Origin of the sequence: Planctomyces sp. SH-PL62 (assembly GCF_001610895.1) — a bacterium.
In the GTDB taxonomy this organism is placed as follows: Bacteria; Planctomycetota; Planctomycetia; order Isosphaerales; family Isosphaeraceae; genus Paludisphaera.
On the sequence record NZ_CP011273.1, the window covers coordinates 4,371,153 to 4,385,376 of the forward strand.

Sequence of the window (14,224 nt, forward strand, 5' to 3'; positions counted from 1 at the left end):
GGGCGCGGATCAGGGCCGGGCGTCGCCTATCTGGCGGGACCCCGCCCTCTTGCGGCGATGCGAAGCGCCCTGATGAATTCGGGCGACGTCCCGCAGCAGCCCCCGACGAAGGCCGCACCGGCCGCGACGAGTTCGGGCAACGCCGCGGCGAACGCGTCGGCGGTCGTCTCGTAGACCGCCTTGCCGTCCACGATCGTCGGCAGGCCCGCGTTCGGCTTGATCCAGATTGGTAGGTCGCAGGCCGAGGCGAGTCGCCGACAGACTTCGGCGAACCCGGCGATGCCCGCGCCGCAGTTGGCACCCACGGCGTCGGCTCCGGCCTGGGCCATGGCTTGCGCGATCGCTTCGGGGCTCGAACCGTCCGCCGTCCTCGGCTCGCCGGACGCTTCATCAAAATAGAACGCTGCGACGACCGGGAGGCCGGTCGCCCTGGCGGCGACCAGGGCCGTCCCGGCCTCGGCCAGATCGCCGAACGTCTCCAGGACGAGGGCGTCGACGCCGCCGGCGGCCAGCGCCTCGGCCTGGAGGGTGAAGGCCTCGGCCGCGAGATCGCGCCGGCGGCCCGTCGGCCCGATCGAGCCCAGGACGCGCACGTTCGCGCCGCCGGTCGCCCGCCGGGAGAGCCTCGCCCCCTCCTCGTTGATCCGGCGGGCCTCGCCGTCGAGCCCGACGCGGGCGAGCGCGAGGGGGCTTCCCTGGAAGGTGTTGGTCAGGATCGCCTGGGCCCCGGCCTCGACGAACGAACGGGCGACGGCCTCGACGTCGTCCGGTCGCGCGAGGTTCCAGGCGTCGGGAGACTCGCCCGGCGCGAGGCCCCGCTTTTGCAGCTCGGTGGCCCAGCCGGCGTCGAGGATCACGGGGGAGGCCGGGTCGAACAGATCCCTGAATCGGCTCATCAATCAGGTCGGGGTCAGATAGGCCGCGACCGCGACGATGAGGGCGATCGCGACCGAGGTTCCGACGATCCGCCACGAAGTCCGACGGTCCACGGCGCGGGATTCCGCGTCCTCCACGGTCTCGGTCGCTCCGGCTTGCGGGCCGAAGCTGGAGACGCCGCCGAACCCGTAGTTTACGCAGAATCGCCGACGCGCCTGGAGGAAGCCGAGGGCCGACATCAAAGCCGGCCCGCCGACCCAGAGCCGGGTGGCCGGCGAGACCCCGGCCCAGAGGAAGCACCCCCAGAGCGCGACGGCCCCGACCAGCCCGGCCCAGCCTAGGAGCTTCCGCAAGCGGACCTCGGCCCCGCCGATGTTGCAGACGCCGGGGGTGTATTCGGTGTGGCTCATTCGGCCTTCGTCGCGGGTTCGAGGGTAGGGTCGAGCTCAAGCTTCAGGTGCTTGAAGCGGACCTCGGTCGCCCCGCCGGAGTGGAGCTGGAGGCCGAAGATCCCGCGCCGGGAGATCTCGGGGTCGTCGAGCACGACGGCCGGCTCGCCGTTGATCCAGGTTCGGATCGAGCCTTCTCGCGCGACGATCTCGTAGTTGTTCCACTCGCCGGGCTTGACGACGGCCTCGGCCGACTTCGGCCAGAGCAGGCCCCGGCCGTTCTCCTCGTAGAGCTTGCCCCACCAGTCGGCGCCGACGTCGGCCTGGGGGCCCTTCATCTCGCCGTCCGGGAGCGCCTCACTGCGGAACTGGACGCCGCTGTTCCCCTCGTTGCGGACGAGCTTGACCTGGAAGGTCAGGCGGAAGTCGCGGGCGCTCATCTCGCTCCTGAGGAACTCATTGTGATCCAATCCGGGGGTCTTGCCGACGATCTGCCCATCCTCTACCGACCAGAGGGCGGGGTCGCCGACCCAGCCGGTCAGGTCCTTGCCGTTGAAGAAACCCGAGAGGTTCTCGGGGGTCGCCAGCATTGGCGTCTGGGTCGGGCTGGCGAGGTAGGCGGCCAGCGAGCGGACCTCGAAGTCGGAAAGGGGCGTCCAGAGGTCGCCCGGCATCATCGACAGATCGCTCGGGCGTCGCTCCTCGACGTCCCCGATCGGGATGACGAGCAGCTCATTGGCCGTCTGCAAGGTCAACGCATCCTGATCCTCCGACTTGATCAGGCCGGTCAGGACCCGGCCGTCCGTGGTCGCCACGACGTGCGCGAGGTAGTCGTTGCCGATCAGGGACGAGGGGTCGAGCACGTTCGAGAGCAGGTATTCGCGATCCGCGCGGTTGGAGCCGCTCAGGTCCGGGCCGATGGCCGCGCCGACGCCGAAGAGGGTGTGGCACTGCTGGCAGGTCCGGGCGAACACGGCGCGTCCCAGCTCTAGGTCGGGCTTCCGCGCGTAGCCGGCGGTCAGGATCTTGCGGTACTTCTCGATCAGCCTGCTCTTGTCGGCCGTGGTCTCTCGCGCTGTTCCCCACGACTTGGCGATCAGGGCGTCGACCTCGGCGTCCTTGTGGTTCCGCATCTGCCGGACGAGGTCGGCCGAGAGTTCCTTCGAAGCGACCAATCCGTCGCCGACGGCCGCCAGCAGGGCCTTCGCCGATGTCACCCGCGCCGCCAGCGTGTTGAGCGCGTCCCGGCGCTCCTCGGGGGTGAAGGACGGATAGAGGGCCAGGATGACCGTCGCGGTCCCGGGATCGTCGTACGCGGCCAGGCCCCGGAGCGCCTCGGCTCGGAGGCTCGCCTCGGGAAGCAGGCCCTGGAGCACCGGCGCGAGGCCGGGGTCGCGGGCCTTCAGCAGCGCGGTGAGGGCGTCTCGACGGGCGGGGAGCGGCTTGACGGGGTCGGCCAGGATCGCTCGGAAGGAGGCCAGCGCGGCCGGGTCGCCGAACGTGACGGCCAGCGCCGTGGCCTGGGATCGGATGTCCGGGTCGCCGCTCGCGCCCAACTTCTTGAAGGTCGCGGGCCAGGCGGCCGGCATGTCCACCGTGCGGCGTCCCTGGAGGGACTGGTTCACGGCCTGGAGGATGGTGAGGCGCGTGGGGTCGGAATCGGCCTGGTCGAGCGTCGCGACGATCAGGTCGAAGGCCTGGGGCGTGCCGATCGCCGCGACGCGACGGACGGACTTCGACAGGATGCCGGGCAGCTTCGACTCCAACCCGAGCTTGAGGGCCCACTCCGGGCCTTCTCCGGCCGTGGGCTCCATGGCGTACCAGGTCATGAGCGGCAGGTTGTGGTCCTCGGCGTCCTCGGCGTGCGAGACCAGCCCTTCCAGGATCGGGCGACGCGCCGCGATCGGCAGACGCTGGAGCGCGGACGCCAGATACAGGCGAACGACGGGCGAGCCGTCCTTGCGGGCCATCCTGGCGAAGTCGTCGAGCACCTTGCCCGACGGAGCGCCGGCCTCGGTCGCGAGCTGGACGGCCCAGGCCCGGAAGGCCGCGTCGGGGGCGGCCAGCGCCTTGAGCGTGGTCGCCTCGTCGGGGCCGGCGACGGTGTGGAGCGCCCAGAAGGCGTTAAGTCGGAGCTTGGCGTCGGGGCCGTCGAACGCCTTCGCCGCGAGGGCGGCGGCGAGTTCCCGGCGAGCCGCCTCGTCCATCGCGACGGCCCGCTCCTGGAGCAGCCGCCGGGCGTGCCGGACCTGCCAGTCGTTGGGGTGGCCGAGCAGATTCAGGAGGTCGTCGTTCGAGACCGTCCGCGGGTCGATCGCGCGGGAGGAGGCCGGTTGGTCGCCGTATCGCACGCGGAAGATCCGGCCGTTGGTGCGGTCGTGGGCGACCGGGTCGGTCAGGTGGCACTGGTTCTCGTCATACCAGTCGATCATGTACATCTGGCCGTCCGGCCCGGTCTTCAGGCTGACGATCTGCGACCAGCGGTCGTTGGCCATGAGGAAGTCGGGGGCGTGTCGGCCGACGAAGGCCGAACCGGCGGGGAGGAGGAGGTCGCGGTTCAGCCTCGCGCCGTGGATGTTGTTCATCAGGATCGAGCCGACGTATTCGCGAGGCCAGGCGTCTCCCTGATAGATGAGCGCCCCGGCGTGGGCGTGGCCGCCGCCGGCGAGGTCCGACCGGCCGTTGGCGCCGTGGGGGTTGTTGCCGAGGTAGTGGCGATGGTCGGCGATGGTCGTGATGAGGTCGTAGGAGTACGGGTTGAAGTCCGCCCCGGCCTGACGTTCGTAGCGCCCGCCCTGGATCACCTGGTAGAGGTGGGGGATGACGCACGAGGTGAGGAACGCCCGGCCTTCGGCGTCGAAATCGACGCCCCAGGGGTTGCTGGTGCCGTTGGCGAAGACCTCGAAGGCGTGCTTCGTGGGGTGGTAGCGCCAGATGCCCGCGTTGATCGGGACGCGGTCGGCGTCGGCGGTCCCGGGCTTGCCGACCCGCGAGTGGGTGAAGACGCCGTGGCAGCCGTAGAGCCAGCCGTCGGGGCCCCAGTTGAAGGAGTTCAGGGTCTCGTGGGTGTCCTGGTAACCCCAGCCGTCGAGCAGGACGACCGGCTCGGAGTCGGGCGCGTCGTCGCCGTCCTTGTCGGGGATGAACAGGAACTGGGGCGCCGCTCCGACCCAGACGCCGCCGAAGCCGACCTCGATGCCGCTGGCGAGGTTGAGCTTGTCGTAGAAGACCTTGCGAGATTCGAATCGGCCGTCGCCGTCGACGTCCTCGAAGATGAGGATGCGGTCCTTCCCCTGCCCTTCGGGGAGCCGGATCGGGTAGGTGTAGGACTCGACGACCCAGAGCCGCCCGCGATGGTCGAGCGTGAAGGCGATGGGCTGGACGACGTCGGGCTCGCCGGCGAGCAGGTCGACCTTGAAGCCCGGCGGGCCGGTCATGGCCCTGGCGGCGTCCTCGGGCGAGAGCCCTGCGTGCAGGAAGGCGTCGGCCGAGGGCAAGGTCTGCCGGGTTTCGCCCTGCGGCTTCGACTCCCAGAGCGTGAAGTCGTCGAAGTTGATGTGGCCCCAGCCCTCGGAATCGTCGTCGACGAGCCGAAGGAAGACGTCCTCGCCGACGTGCGCCGAGAGGTCGACGACCACCGGCTTCAGGTCCTCCACGCCGTCGCCCGCCGCACGGTGGATCACGGCCTGGTCGTCGGCCTTGACGATCTCCAGCCGGGTCGTCTCGCGAGGCCCCGCGCCGATGAGGAATCGGGCGAAAGGTTTGTCGAGCTTGAACGTCGCCGAGGTGAGCGTGCCGCGGGGGCGATCGCCGCCGCGCTCGAAGCTGCCGACCCAGAATCGGCCGGCGTGTCCGCTCTTCATGTCGGTACGGCGGGCCGCCACCGCGTCGCCTTCGATCGGCTGGCCCTGGAAGGCCTCGCCCTGGGCGGTCCAGTCGCGCAGGTCGCCCGTCTCGAAGTCCAGGTTGAGGACGCGCCCGGCGGCGTCGGTCGGGCGGTGGCCCTCCTCGGCCACGCCCCGGGCGGGTGCGATCGCGAGCACGCCGAGCACGAGGGCCAGGCGAACGGACGGGTGACTGGGAGCGGACATGGACGGCCTCGCCTCGTGGTGGGAACTTCCTGGGGGCGCGAATCGACCCGATTCCGCGACATCTCGCCCTGCCGGGATTCGTCCCTACAAAGATGGTCGTCGACGGCGAGCGAAGCAAGGGGCTGTCCGAGGTTTCGCCGTCGTCGCCGTTCGGCCGGGGGGTAGGTGCGGGCCCGGGGATGCGGTATCCTCGGCTCTGGAGTTCCGGGGGGACGATCGGGGCTGGACCGGAAAGGAGCGGCGACCGTGGATCGACACGAAGCGCGAGCGGCGGGGCGAGATGGGGACGTGGTTCGCGGGGATCGTCGTGACTTCCTGAAGGCCGCCGCGGCGCTCGCGGCGGCCGGGGCGATGCCGGGCCGGGCCGGGGCCGCGGAGATCCGCGATGAGGTCGACGCGTTCCTGAAGGATTACACGACGCGCTGGCTCCCCCTGGAGACGAAGGCCGGAGAGGCCGCCTGGGCAGCCTCGACGGACGTCTCCGAGGCCCACACCGCGGCGCAGGTCGCGGCGAATCAGGCGGTGAATCAGGTCGTCGGCTCGCCCGAGGTCATCGACAAGACGGCCCGGTTCCTGCGAGAGAAGGATCGACTCACCGAGTTGCAGGTCCGCCAGTTGGAAAAGGTCCGCCTCCGATCCGCCGAGGCCCCCGGGACGCTCCCCGAAGTGGTCAAGGCGAGGGTGGAGGCCGAGGCCAAGCAGTCGGCGACCCAGGACGCCTTCGCCTACACCGTCAAGAAGGCCGACGGCTCGGTGGAGAATCCCTCGGCCAACCGGATCGACCAGGTGCTCCTCACGTCGAAGGACCTCGACGAGCGGAAGGCCTACTGGGAGGCGTCCAAGGAAATCGGCGCCCCGCTTCGCGAGGGGATCTTGAAGCTTCGCGACCTCCGCAACAAGGTCGCCCGGGAACTCGGGTTCGCGGACTTCTTCGCGCTCCAGGTGGCCGATTACGGGATGAGCGTCGACGAGATGCTCGCCCTCTGCGACCGGATCGTCGCCGACGTCCGCCCGCTCTACGCCCAGCTCCACACCTGGGCCAAGCATCAGCTCGCCCGTCGTTACGGCGTCGAGGCCCCGGACGGAGCGATCCCCGCGCACTGGCTCTCAAATCGTTGGGGGCAGAACTGGCCGGGGTTCGTCGAGGGGGTCGACATGGACGCCCCGTTCCGGGGCAAGCCGCGCGAATTCATCACCGAGCAGGCCGAGCGGTTCTACACCTCGATGGGCTTCCCCAAGCTCCCGCCGAGCTTCTGGAGCCGGTCCGACCTCTACCCGGCCGATCCCGCCTCCGGCCGCAAGAAGAACAGCCACGCCAGCGCCTGGCACATCGACCTGGACCAGGACGTCCGCAGCCTGATGTCGATCGAGCCCGACAACCAGTGGTTCGACACCGCCCACCATGAGCTCGGGCACATCTACTACTTCCTGAGCTACGCGAGGCCCGAGGTCCCCCCCCTGCTCCGTCAGGGCGCGAACCGGGCGTTCCACGAAGGGGTCGGCGACCTCATCGGCCTGGCGGCGGGGCAGCGCCCGTATCTCAAGCAGGTCGGCCTGCTGACCCCCGAGGCCGAGGCCGCGCCGGCGACCACCTTCCTGCTCAGCTCCGCCCTCGAAGGCTCGTCGATCGTCTTCCTCCCCTGGTCGGCCGGCGTCATGACCCGCTTCGAACGCGACTTCTACGCCGGGACGATCGCCGACGACTCCCTCAACGCCGGCTGGTGGGAGCGGGTCGGCAAGTACCAGGGGATCGCCCCGCCGGGCGAGCGTCCGGAAACCCTCTGCGACGCCGCGACCAAGACCCACATCAACGACGACCCCGCGCAGTACTATGACTACGCGATCGGCACCGTGCTGAAATTCCAGCTTCACGACCACATCGCGCGGGAGATCCTCAAGCAGGACCCCCGCGAGTGCAACTACTTCGGCAACGCCAAGGTCGGCGACTTCCTCCGGTCGATCCTCCGGCTTGGCGCCACCCGCGACTGGAACGCCGTGCTCCGCGAGGCGACGGGGGAAGGTTTGACCGCCCGGCCCCTCGTCGCGTACTTTGAACCGCTGAGGGAATGGCTGGAAGTCGAGAACAAGGGCCGGGCGTCCGGCTGGCCCCAGGACCCCGGAAAACCATGAACCGACTCGTCTGGATTCCGCGCCCCGCCGGGCTCCGATTGCTCGCCCTGATCCTGTCCTCGGCGGTCCTCGGCTGCGGGGAGTCGCCGGCGCCGTCCCCCGAGACGACGGCCGCGACAGCGCCGGAACAGACCGCCGTCGCGGCCCCGGCGGTCCCCGTCGATCCCGACGCTCCCCCCGCCGAGCCCGCGCCCGAAGGCATGGTCTGGATTCCGGGGGGCGTCTTCACGATGGGGACGAACGATCCCGAGGCCCACGTCTCCGAGCGTCCTGCGCATCGCGTGAAGGTCGACGGCTTCTGGGTCGACGCGACCGAGGTCACCAACGCCGAGTTTCGCAAGTTCGTGGATGCGACCGGATACAAGACGACGGCCGAACGCCCCGTCGACTGGGAGGTCATCAAGGCCCAGCTCCCGCCGGGGACGCCCAAGCCTCCCGACGAGCAGCTCGGCGCGGGGTCCCTGGTCTTCACGCCTCCCGCCGGGGCCCTCCCCCCCGGCGGGCTCGACGACCTGACCAACTGGTGGCGGTGGGTGCTCGGCGCCGACTGGAAGCATCCCGACGGCCCAGACGACTCGATCGAGGGCCAGGACGACTTCCCCGTCGTCCACGTGTCATATGACGACGCGGTCGCCTACGCGGAATGGGCCGGGAAGCGGCTCCCGACCGAGGCCGAGTGGGAACGCGCCTCGCGCGGCGGTCTCGACGGCGCGAAGTACGGCTGGGGAGACGTCTTCACCCCCGGCGGCAAGCGGATGGCCAACACCTGGCAGGGCCGCTTCCCAGAGGTGGTCGAGGACCAGGACGGCCACCCCCGGATCGCCCCCGTGAAGTCGTTCCCTCCCAACCCCTACGGCCTGTACGACACCATCGGCAACGTCTGGGAATGGTGCTCCGACTGGTATCGCCCCGACACCTACCGGCTCCACGGCGAGGTCGACGTGACGGTCGACCCCAGGGGACCCGACGAAAGCTACGATCCCGACGAGCCGTTCCAGCCCAAACGCGTCACGCGCGGCGGGTCGTTCCTGTGCAGCTCCAATTACTGCTCGAACTACCGGCCCAGCGCCCGTCGCGGCACCGCGACCGACTCGGGGATGTCTCACCTGGGATTCCGCTGCGTGAAGCCCCCGGCGTCACCCGCGAAGTGACGAAATCGCGGCTCGAAGCGACTTGGATGATTCCTCGGATCGTCCCGCCGCGACGGGGAATCCCGCGCGGCGGCCGTCGCATCGTCGGGGCGCCTCCGGTATACTGGGCTTTTACCACCGGCTGCGAGAACAACCACAAGGTTAGGCGATGGCCAAGCACATCTTCGTGACGGGCGGCGTGGTCAGCTCGCTCGGCAAGGGGCTCACCTGCGCGTCGATCGGCATGATCCTGGAACAGCGCGGGCTTCGGGTGCGGCTCCAGAAGTTCGATCCCTACATCAACGTCGACCCGGGCACGATGAGCCCGTACCAGCACGGCGAGGTCTACGTCCTGGACGACGGTTCGGAGACGGACCTCGACCTGGGGCACTACGAGCGGTTCACCCACGCGACGCTCACGAAAGACTGCAACTACACGACCGGCAAGATCTACCTCTCCGTGATCCAGAAGGAGCGCGAGGGGCGGTACTATGAAGGGAAGACGGTCCAGGTCATCCCCCACGTCACCGACGAGATCAAGGCGGCGGTCCACCAGCTTGCGACCGACGACGTGGACGTGGTCATCACCGAGATCGGCGGCACCGTCGGCGACATCGAGAGCCTGCCGTTCCTGGAGGCGATCCGCCAGTTCGCGCTCGACGTGGGCCGCGAGAACTGCGCGTACATCCACCTGACGCTCGTCCCCTACCTGAAGGCGGCGGCCGAGCTGAAGACCAAGCCGACGCAGCACTCCGTCGGCGCGCTCCGGCAGATCGGCATCCAGCCCGACATTCTCATCTGCCGCACCGAGCAGCCGATCCCGACCGACGACAAGGACAAGATCGCGCTCTTCTGCAACGTCGAGAAGAAGGCCGTCATCGAGGAGCGCGACCGGCAGTACAGCATCTACGAGGTGCCGCTCAGCCTCGTCCAGAACGGGCTCGACAACCTGCTGGTCAAGCGGCTCGGGCTGAAGGCCAGCCCGCTCGACCTGACCGAATGGACCGAGATGGTCGACCGGATCGTGCACCCGAAGCATGAGGTCCGGATCGCGGTCGTCGGCAAGTACATGAAGCACCGCGACGCCTACAAGTCGGTGTACGAGTCGCTCGACCACGCGGGCATCGCCCACCGCTCCCGCGTCTCGGTCGTGCGGATCGAGGCCGAGGAGGTCGGGACGCGTGGCGCCGACGCCCTGCTGGGCGGGGTCGACGGGATCCTCGTCCCCGGCGGGTTCGGCATGCGGGGCATCGAGGGCAAGATCGAGGCCATCCGCTACGCTCGCACCCGCGGCATCCCGTTCTTCGGCATCTGCCTGGGGATGCAGTGCGCGGTGATCGAGTTCGCCCGCAGCGTCCTGGGGCTCGAAGACGCCAACAGCACCGAGTTCGAGAAGGACTGCGAGCACCCGGTCATCGCCCTGATGGAAGATCAGCTCGGGGTCACGAAGCGCGGCGGGACGATGCGACTGGGCGCCTGGCCCTGCACGCTCCAGCCCGGAAAGCTGGCGAGGTCGGCCTACGGCGTGGATCAGATCTCGGAGCGCCATCGCCACCGCTACGAGTTCAACAACACGTATCGCGAAGCGATGGAGAAGGCCGGGCTGGTCGCCTCGGGCACGAGCCCCGACGGTCAACTCGTCGAGATCGTCGAGCTGGCCGATCATCCCTGGTTCGTCGCCGTGCAGTTCCATCCCGAGTTCAAGTCGAAGCCGACGCATCCCCATCCGTTGTTCCGCGACTTCATCGGCGCCGCGCTCCAGCGACGCGAAGCGGGGCGAGGCGCGGGGGTCGACGGGGCGTCGGCCAGGCCGGCGACGTCATGATCGTCAGGGCCCGAGACTGGGACGCGTCGCGCTGGATCGAGATCGAGATCCGCGACGGCATGCTCGAACGGATCGACGAATGCGACCGACCTCGGGACGGCGGGGAGGACGAGGTTTTCGTCGCCCCGGCGTTCTGGGACATCCAGACCAACGGGCGCTGGGGACATTCGTTCTCCAGCCCAGACGTCACAGTCGATCAGGTCGTCTCCATCATCCGCGCCCAGCGCGGCCTGGGGGCGGCCCGGATCTGCCCGACGCTCATCACGGCTCCCGTCGACGACACGCTGCACGGCCTGCGCACGGTGGCCGAGGCCTGCGACTCCCATCCCGACGTGGACCGCATGGTCGTCGGCGTCCACCTGGAGGGGCCGTTCCTCTCCGACCAGAACGGATACAAGGGGACGCATCCGGCCGACGCCATGCGCGACCCGGACTGGAGCCTCTTCGAGAGGTTCCAGGAGGCTTCCGGCGGGCGCGTCATCCTGATGACGCTCGCTCCCGAGCGTCCGGGGTCGGCCGAGTTCATCCGCAAGGCGGTCGCCTCCGGTGTGACCGTTTCGGTGGGCCACACGGCCGTCGACCGCGATTCGCTCAGCGAGGCGGTCGAGGCGGGGGCCACGCTGAGCACTCACCTGGGGAACGGCATCGCCGCCGAGCTTCCCCGCCATCCCAACCCGATCTGGTTGCAGGCGGCCGAGGATCGGCTCTACGCGTCATTGATCGCCGACGGCCATCATCTGGATCGGGAAGTCCTCCGGGTGCTGGCGCGGGCGAAGGGTTGGCATCGGCTGATCCTCGTCAGCGACGCCGGCTGGCTCGCCGGGCTCCCCGCCGGGAATTACGGGGCCTGGGACGTCGATCCCTCGGGCAAGATCGTGCTCGCCGGGACCCCCTACCTCGCCGGCTCGACCCAGGGCCTGGAGACCGGCCTTCGCATCCTCGACGAGGTCGAGCCGAGCTTCCCCCGGCCGCTGCTCGACACCGTCACCGTCAATCCCGCACGTTTGTTGAATCAGCCCGCGCCGCGTCTCGCCGTCGGCGAGCCGGCCGACCTGACGCTGCTTCGAAGACCGGCTCCGGGCCGACTGATGCTGGAAAAGACGTGCGTCGGCGGCGAGTGGTTCGAGCGGTCGGTCTGAAATCCGCCCGCTGATCGACTTCGAAAAACCCACACCCCGCGATCCCGGCTCGACGGCCGTGATCGCGGGGCGTGGGTGAAGTTGACGGCCGCGCCGGAGTCCCCGGCGCGGCCGTTCGCGAATCTCGGATCAGGCGTTCTCGGCCGGGTCCTGCCCGTCGATCCACGCGCCGCCGAGCTTCTGGTACTCGGGGGATTCGAGGAGCGAGCCGGTGTCGCCGGCCTTCCAGCCCTGGATCTGGTTGGGCTTGCCGCGGAGCTTGCTGCGCTCTTCCCAGCGGACGGCCCAGGCGGAGTCGGCGTCGACGACGTTGCCGGTCTCCTTGTCGATGTAGTAGGCCTTGCCCTCGCGGTGCGAGCGGACGCCGAGGTTGACCGTGGCGATCGCGGCGTAGCCGAGTTCGACCGGGCAGAGGGTCTCGGGGTTGCGCGACCGGGTGCACTCGAGGAAGTGCTCCCAAAGGGCGCGGGTGTCTTCGCGGGGCTGCTCGGGGGTGAACTTGTCGCCGCCCTCGCCCTGGTTGGTGCCCGGAGGGGCCGGGCGGCCTTCCAGCTTCTGCTGGACGACCGAGTAGCCGCCCTTCGGCGAGGGGTCGAACCGGACGGTCGCGGTGTGGCCGCGGATCAGCTCGGGGAGCTGCACGTCGTTGCACATGGTGGCCGAGATGAGGACCTGGCAGCCCTCGTCATAGTCGGCGACCACAGTGGCGACGTCCGGCACGTCGCGGCCGTCGTACTCGAGGTAGAGGCCGCCGGCGCCGACGACCCGACGCGGCAGGCGGACGCCCATCGCCAGGATCAGGTGGGTGAGCTGGTGGACGAACAGGTCGGTGTACATGCCGCCGCCGAAGTCCCAGTAGCAACGCCACTGGGCGTACCGGGCGCGATCGAAGGGCTGGTCCGGGGCGAGACCGAAGTCGGTCCCCAGGAACATCTTCCAGTCGACCGTCTTGGGGGTCATGTCCTTGGTGAGCTTGTAGTACCGCCACTGGCCGACGTTGCTGTTGCGGTAGTACGAGGTCTGGCCCTGCATCACGTGGCCGATCTTGCCCTCGGTGATGAGCTTGTTGGCCTCGCGCCAGCGGGGGTCGGCGGTCGACTGGACGCCGACGGTGAAGACCTGCTTCGTCCGATTGACCGTCTCGACGAGCTTGCGGGCCTCCTCGATGGTGTGGGTCATCGGCTTTTCGCAGAAGACGTCCTTGCCCGCCTCCATCGCGTCCTGGCTCATCTTCGCGTGCCAGTGGTCCGGCGTGGCGATGAGGACGACGTCGATGTCCTTGTTTTCAAGGAGCTTCCGGTAATCCTTGGTGATCCGGTCCTTGTCCTTGCCCTCGGCGTCGAGCCCGCACCGCTTGGCCGAGTAGTAGAGGCCGCGCTTGGCGTCGTCGTTGCCGTCCCAGACGTCGCAGAGGCCGATGATGTCGACCAGCTTGGTCTCTTCCTTCAGATTCCCCAGGATGCGGATGTGCTCCTGGGCGCGGCCGCCGGGGCCGAGGATCGCGACGTTGATCCGCTCGTTGGCGCCCTTGACGGCACCGATGGCGGGGTGGGCGAAGGTCCCGGCGGCCACCGCCGCACCGGTCGCCGCGCCGGCCGTCTCCAGGAAGGTCCGACGGTTCACCAGCGGTTTGTTCTGCATTCTGAAGGTCTCCGGACCATGGGAAAAAGATCGGAGGGGACGGCCGCGAGCGGTCGACCCGGCTGGGCGAGGCGACGCGTGGCGAGGACTCGCGCTTGATCGGTGGACCGCGGGTTCTCGACCGACGGTTCGATCTCAAGGCTAACCCTGACCCGGCCGGTCAGTCAAGGACTCGCCGGCTTCCGCCGGAAGACGCCGGACGGCCTGGGTCGGCCGCGCCGGAAAGATCATCCCGCGACCCGGCGATGGGGCGGCCCGAGAGGTCGAAGCGTCGGGCCGGCCTGGAGATCGGGGGGAATCCTTGGAGATTTACAGAACGTCGAGGTTTCCCTAGCTTGTTATGAGCGGCGGTGAATCGTAGGGAAGGGAGAGTCGAGGTCCATGCAGCGTTTCATCATGGAATCCCGGATCGCGGCTCCTCCGGACGCCGTCTTCGCGTTCTTCGAGCGGCCCGACGCCTTCCAACTGCTGGTCCCTCCCGACGAGCCTGTCGAGGTCGTCGAGGCCCCGCGCTCGCTGGAAGTCGGCGCCCGCGCCGTGATCCGGATGCGGGTCGGGCCGTTTCCGGTCGAATGGGTGGCCGAGCACATCGAATACATTCCCGGCCGACTCTTCGTCGACCGCCAGGTGAAGGGCCCGTTCGCGGCCTGGGTTCATCGCCATGAGTTCCTCGACGACGGCGAGGGAGGGACTCTGCTCCGGGACGTGGTGGCGTATCAGCCCCCTCTCGGATTGCTGGGCGGGCTCGTGGCAGGGCCGATCATCGAATCCAAGCTCCGACGCCTTTTCGAGTATCGCCACGAGGTGGTGAAAAAGGCCTTCGAGCAGACCGAGGGGGACGCCGCCGAACCGGCCTGAATCTCGAATCTCCTCGGGGTGGATCGAGGCCGAAAGGCTGTGATCTCGGACTTTCCCGGCCGCTTCGCTAATGTTTTACTTGCCTCGAACGTAGATAGGGTAGAATTCGGGGGGACGGCTCGATCGCAGCATCGGGACAGTTTGC

9 protein-coding genes are annotated in these 14,224 nt (G+C 69.1%); 5 read left to right on the top strand and 4 right to left on the bottom strand.

Going from position 1 to position 14,224, the window contains the following annotated elements; translation table 11 throughout:
• Positions 1 to 26 precede the first annotated feature (26 nt).
• The 3 genes from VT85_RS16930 to VT85_RS16940 are packed head-to-tail and all read right to left on the bottom strand — an operon-like array spanning position 27 to position 5,356.
• Positions 27 to 896, bottom strand: coding sequence for a homocysteine S-methyltransferase family protein (locus VT85_RS16930; protein ID WP_068417824.1), 870 nt, complete (start codon positions 894 to 896; stop codon positions 27 to 29).
• Positions 897 to 899: 3 nt separating this feature from the next.
• On the bottom strand, positions 900 to 1,286 hold the full coding sequence (locus VT85_RS16935; RefSeq protein ID WP_068417827.1) for a hypothetical protein: 387 nt from the start codon (positions 1,284 to 1,286) through the stop codon (positions 900 to 902).
• Positions 1,283 to 5,356 (bottom strand): PVC-type heme-binding CxxCH protein, encoded by a 4,074-nt coding sequence (locus VT85_RS16940; protein WP_068417830.1) that lies wholly within the window; start codon positions 5,354 to 5,356, stop codon positions 1,283 to 1,285. Before VT85_RS16940 ends, VT85_RS16935 begins: the two co-directional genes overlap by 4 nt.
• A 246-nt stretch (positions 5,357 to 5,602) precedes the next feature.
• Here VT85_RS16940 and VT85_RS16945 point away from each other — a divergent pair, with 246 nt between their 5' ends.
• The 4 genes from VT85_RS16945 to VT85_RS16960 all read left to right on the top strand — a co-directional run bounded on the left by VT85_RS16945 (position 5,603) and on the right by VT85_RS16960 (position 11,580).
• Complete coding sequence (locus VT85_RS16945; protein WP_197490816.1) at positions 5,603 to 7,486, top strand: M2 family metallopeptidase; 1,884 nt, start codon at positions 5,603 to 5,605, stop codon at positions 7,484 to 7,486.
• Positions 7,483 to 8,637, top strand: a complete 1,155-nt coding sequence (locus VT85_RS16950) for a formylglycine-generating enzyme family protein (protein WP_068417835.1) — start codon at positions 7,483 to 7,485, stop codon at positions 8,635 to 8,637. The genes VT85_RS16945 and VT85_RS16950 overlap by 4 nt, the downstream gene beginning before the upstream one ends.
• Positions 8,638 to 8,785: 148 nt before the next feature.
• Positions 8,786 to 10,441, top strand: a complete 1,656-nt coding sequence (locus VT85_RS16955; RefSeq protein ID WP_068417838.1) for a CTP synthase — start codon at positions 8,786 to 8,788, stop codon at positions 10,439 to 10,441.
• On the top strand, positions 10,438 to 11,580 hold the full coding sequence (locus VT85_RS16960) for an N-acetylglucosamine-6-phosphate deacetylase (protein WP_068417841.1): 1,143 nt from the start codon (positions 10,438 to 10,440) through the stop codon (positions 11,578 to 11,580). The genes VT85_RS16955 and VT85_RS16960 overlap by 4 nt, the downstream gene beginning before the upstream one ends.
• Positions 11,581 to 11,709: 129 nt before the next feature.
• Here the strand turns inward: VT85_RS16960 and VT85_RS16965 are convergent, their stop codons facing one another.
• A complete protein-coding gene (locus VT85_RS16965; RefSeq protein WP_068417845.1) occupies positions 11,710 to 13,221 on the bottom strand; it encodes a Gfo/Idh/MocA family protein in 1,512 nt (503 codons plus the stop codon).
• A 381-nt stretch (positions 13,222 to 13,602) separates the two neighbouring features.
• Here VT85_RS16965 and VT85_RS16970 point away from each other — a divergent pair, with 381 nt between their 5' ends.
• Positions 13,603 to 14,079 carry an SRPBCC family protein gene (locus VT85_RS16970; RefSeq protein WP_068417848.1) on the top strand — a complete coding sequence of 159 codons (477 nt, stop codon included), beginning with the start codon at positions 13,603 to 13,605 and terminating at the stop codon, positions 14,077 to 14,079.
• Positions 14,080 to 14,224: the final 145 nt, after the last annotated feature.

Bases quoted from the DNA above. Each gene is read 5' to 3' on its own strand.
- VT85_RS16940 (WP_068417830.1), bottom strand. From the start codon at position 5,356: ATGTCCGCTCCCAGTCACCCGTCCGTTCGCCTGGCCCTCGTGCTCGGC.
- VT85_RS16935 (WP_068417827.1), bottom strand. From the start codon at position 1,286: ATGAGCCACACCGAATACACCCCCGGCGTCTGCAACATCGGCGGGGCC.
- VT85_RS16955 (WP_068417838.1), top strand. From the start codon at position 8,786: ATGGCCAAGCACATCTTCGTGACGGGCGGCGTGGTCAGCTCGCTCGGC.
- VT85_RS16950 (WP_068417835.1), top strand. From the start codon at position 7,483: ATGAACCGACTCGTCTGGATTCCGCGCCCCGCCGGGCTCCGATTGCTC.
- VT85_RS16970 (WP_068417848.1), top strand. From the start codon at position 13,603: ATGCAGCGTTTCATCATGGAATCCCGGATCGCGGCTCCTCCGGACGCC.
- VT85_RS16960 (WP_068417841.1), top strand. From the start codon at position 10,438: ATGATCGTCAGGGCCCGAGACTGGGACGCGTCGCGCTGGATCGAGATC.
- VT85_RS16930 (WP_068417824.1), bottom strand. From the start codon at position 896: ATGAGCCGATTCAGGGATCTGTTCGACCCGGCCTCCCCCGTGATCCTC.
- VT85_RS16965 (WP_068417845.1), bottom strand. From the start codon at position 13,221: ATGCAGAACAAACCGCTGGTGAACCGTCGGACCTTCCTGGAGACGGCC.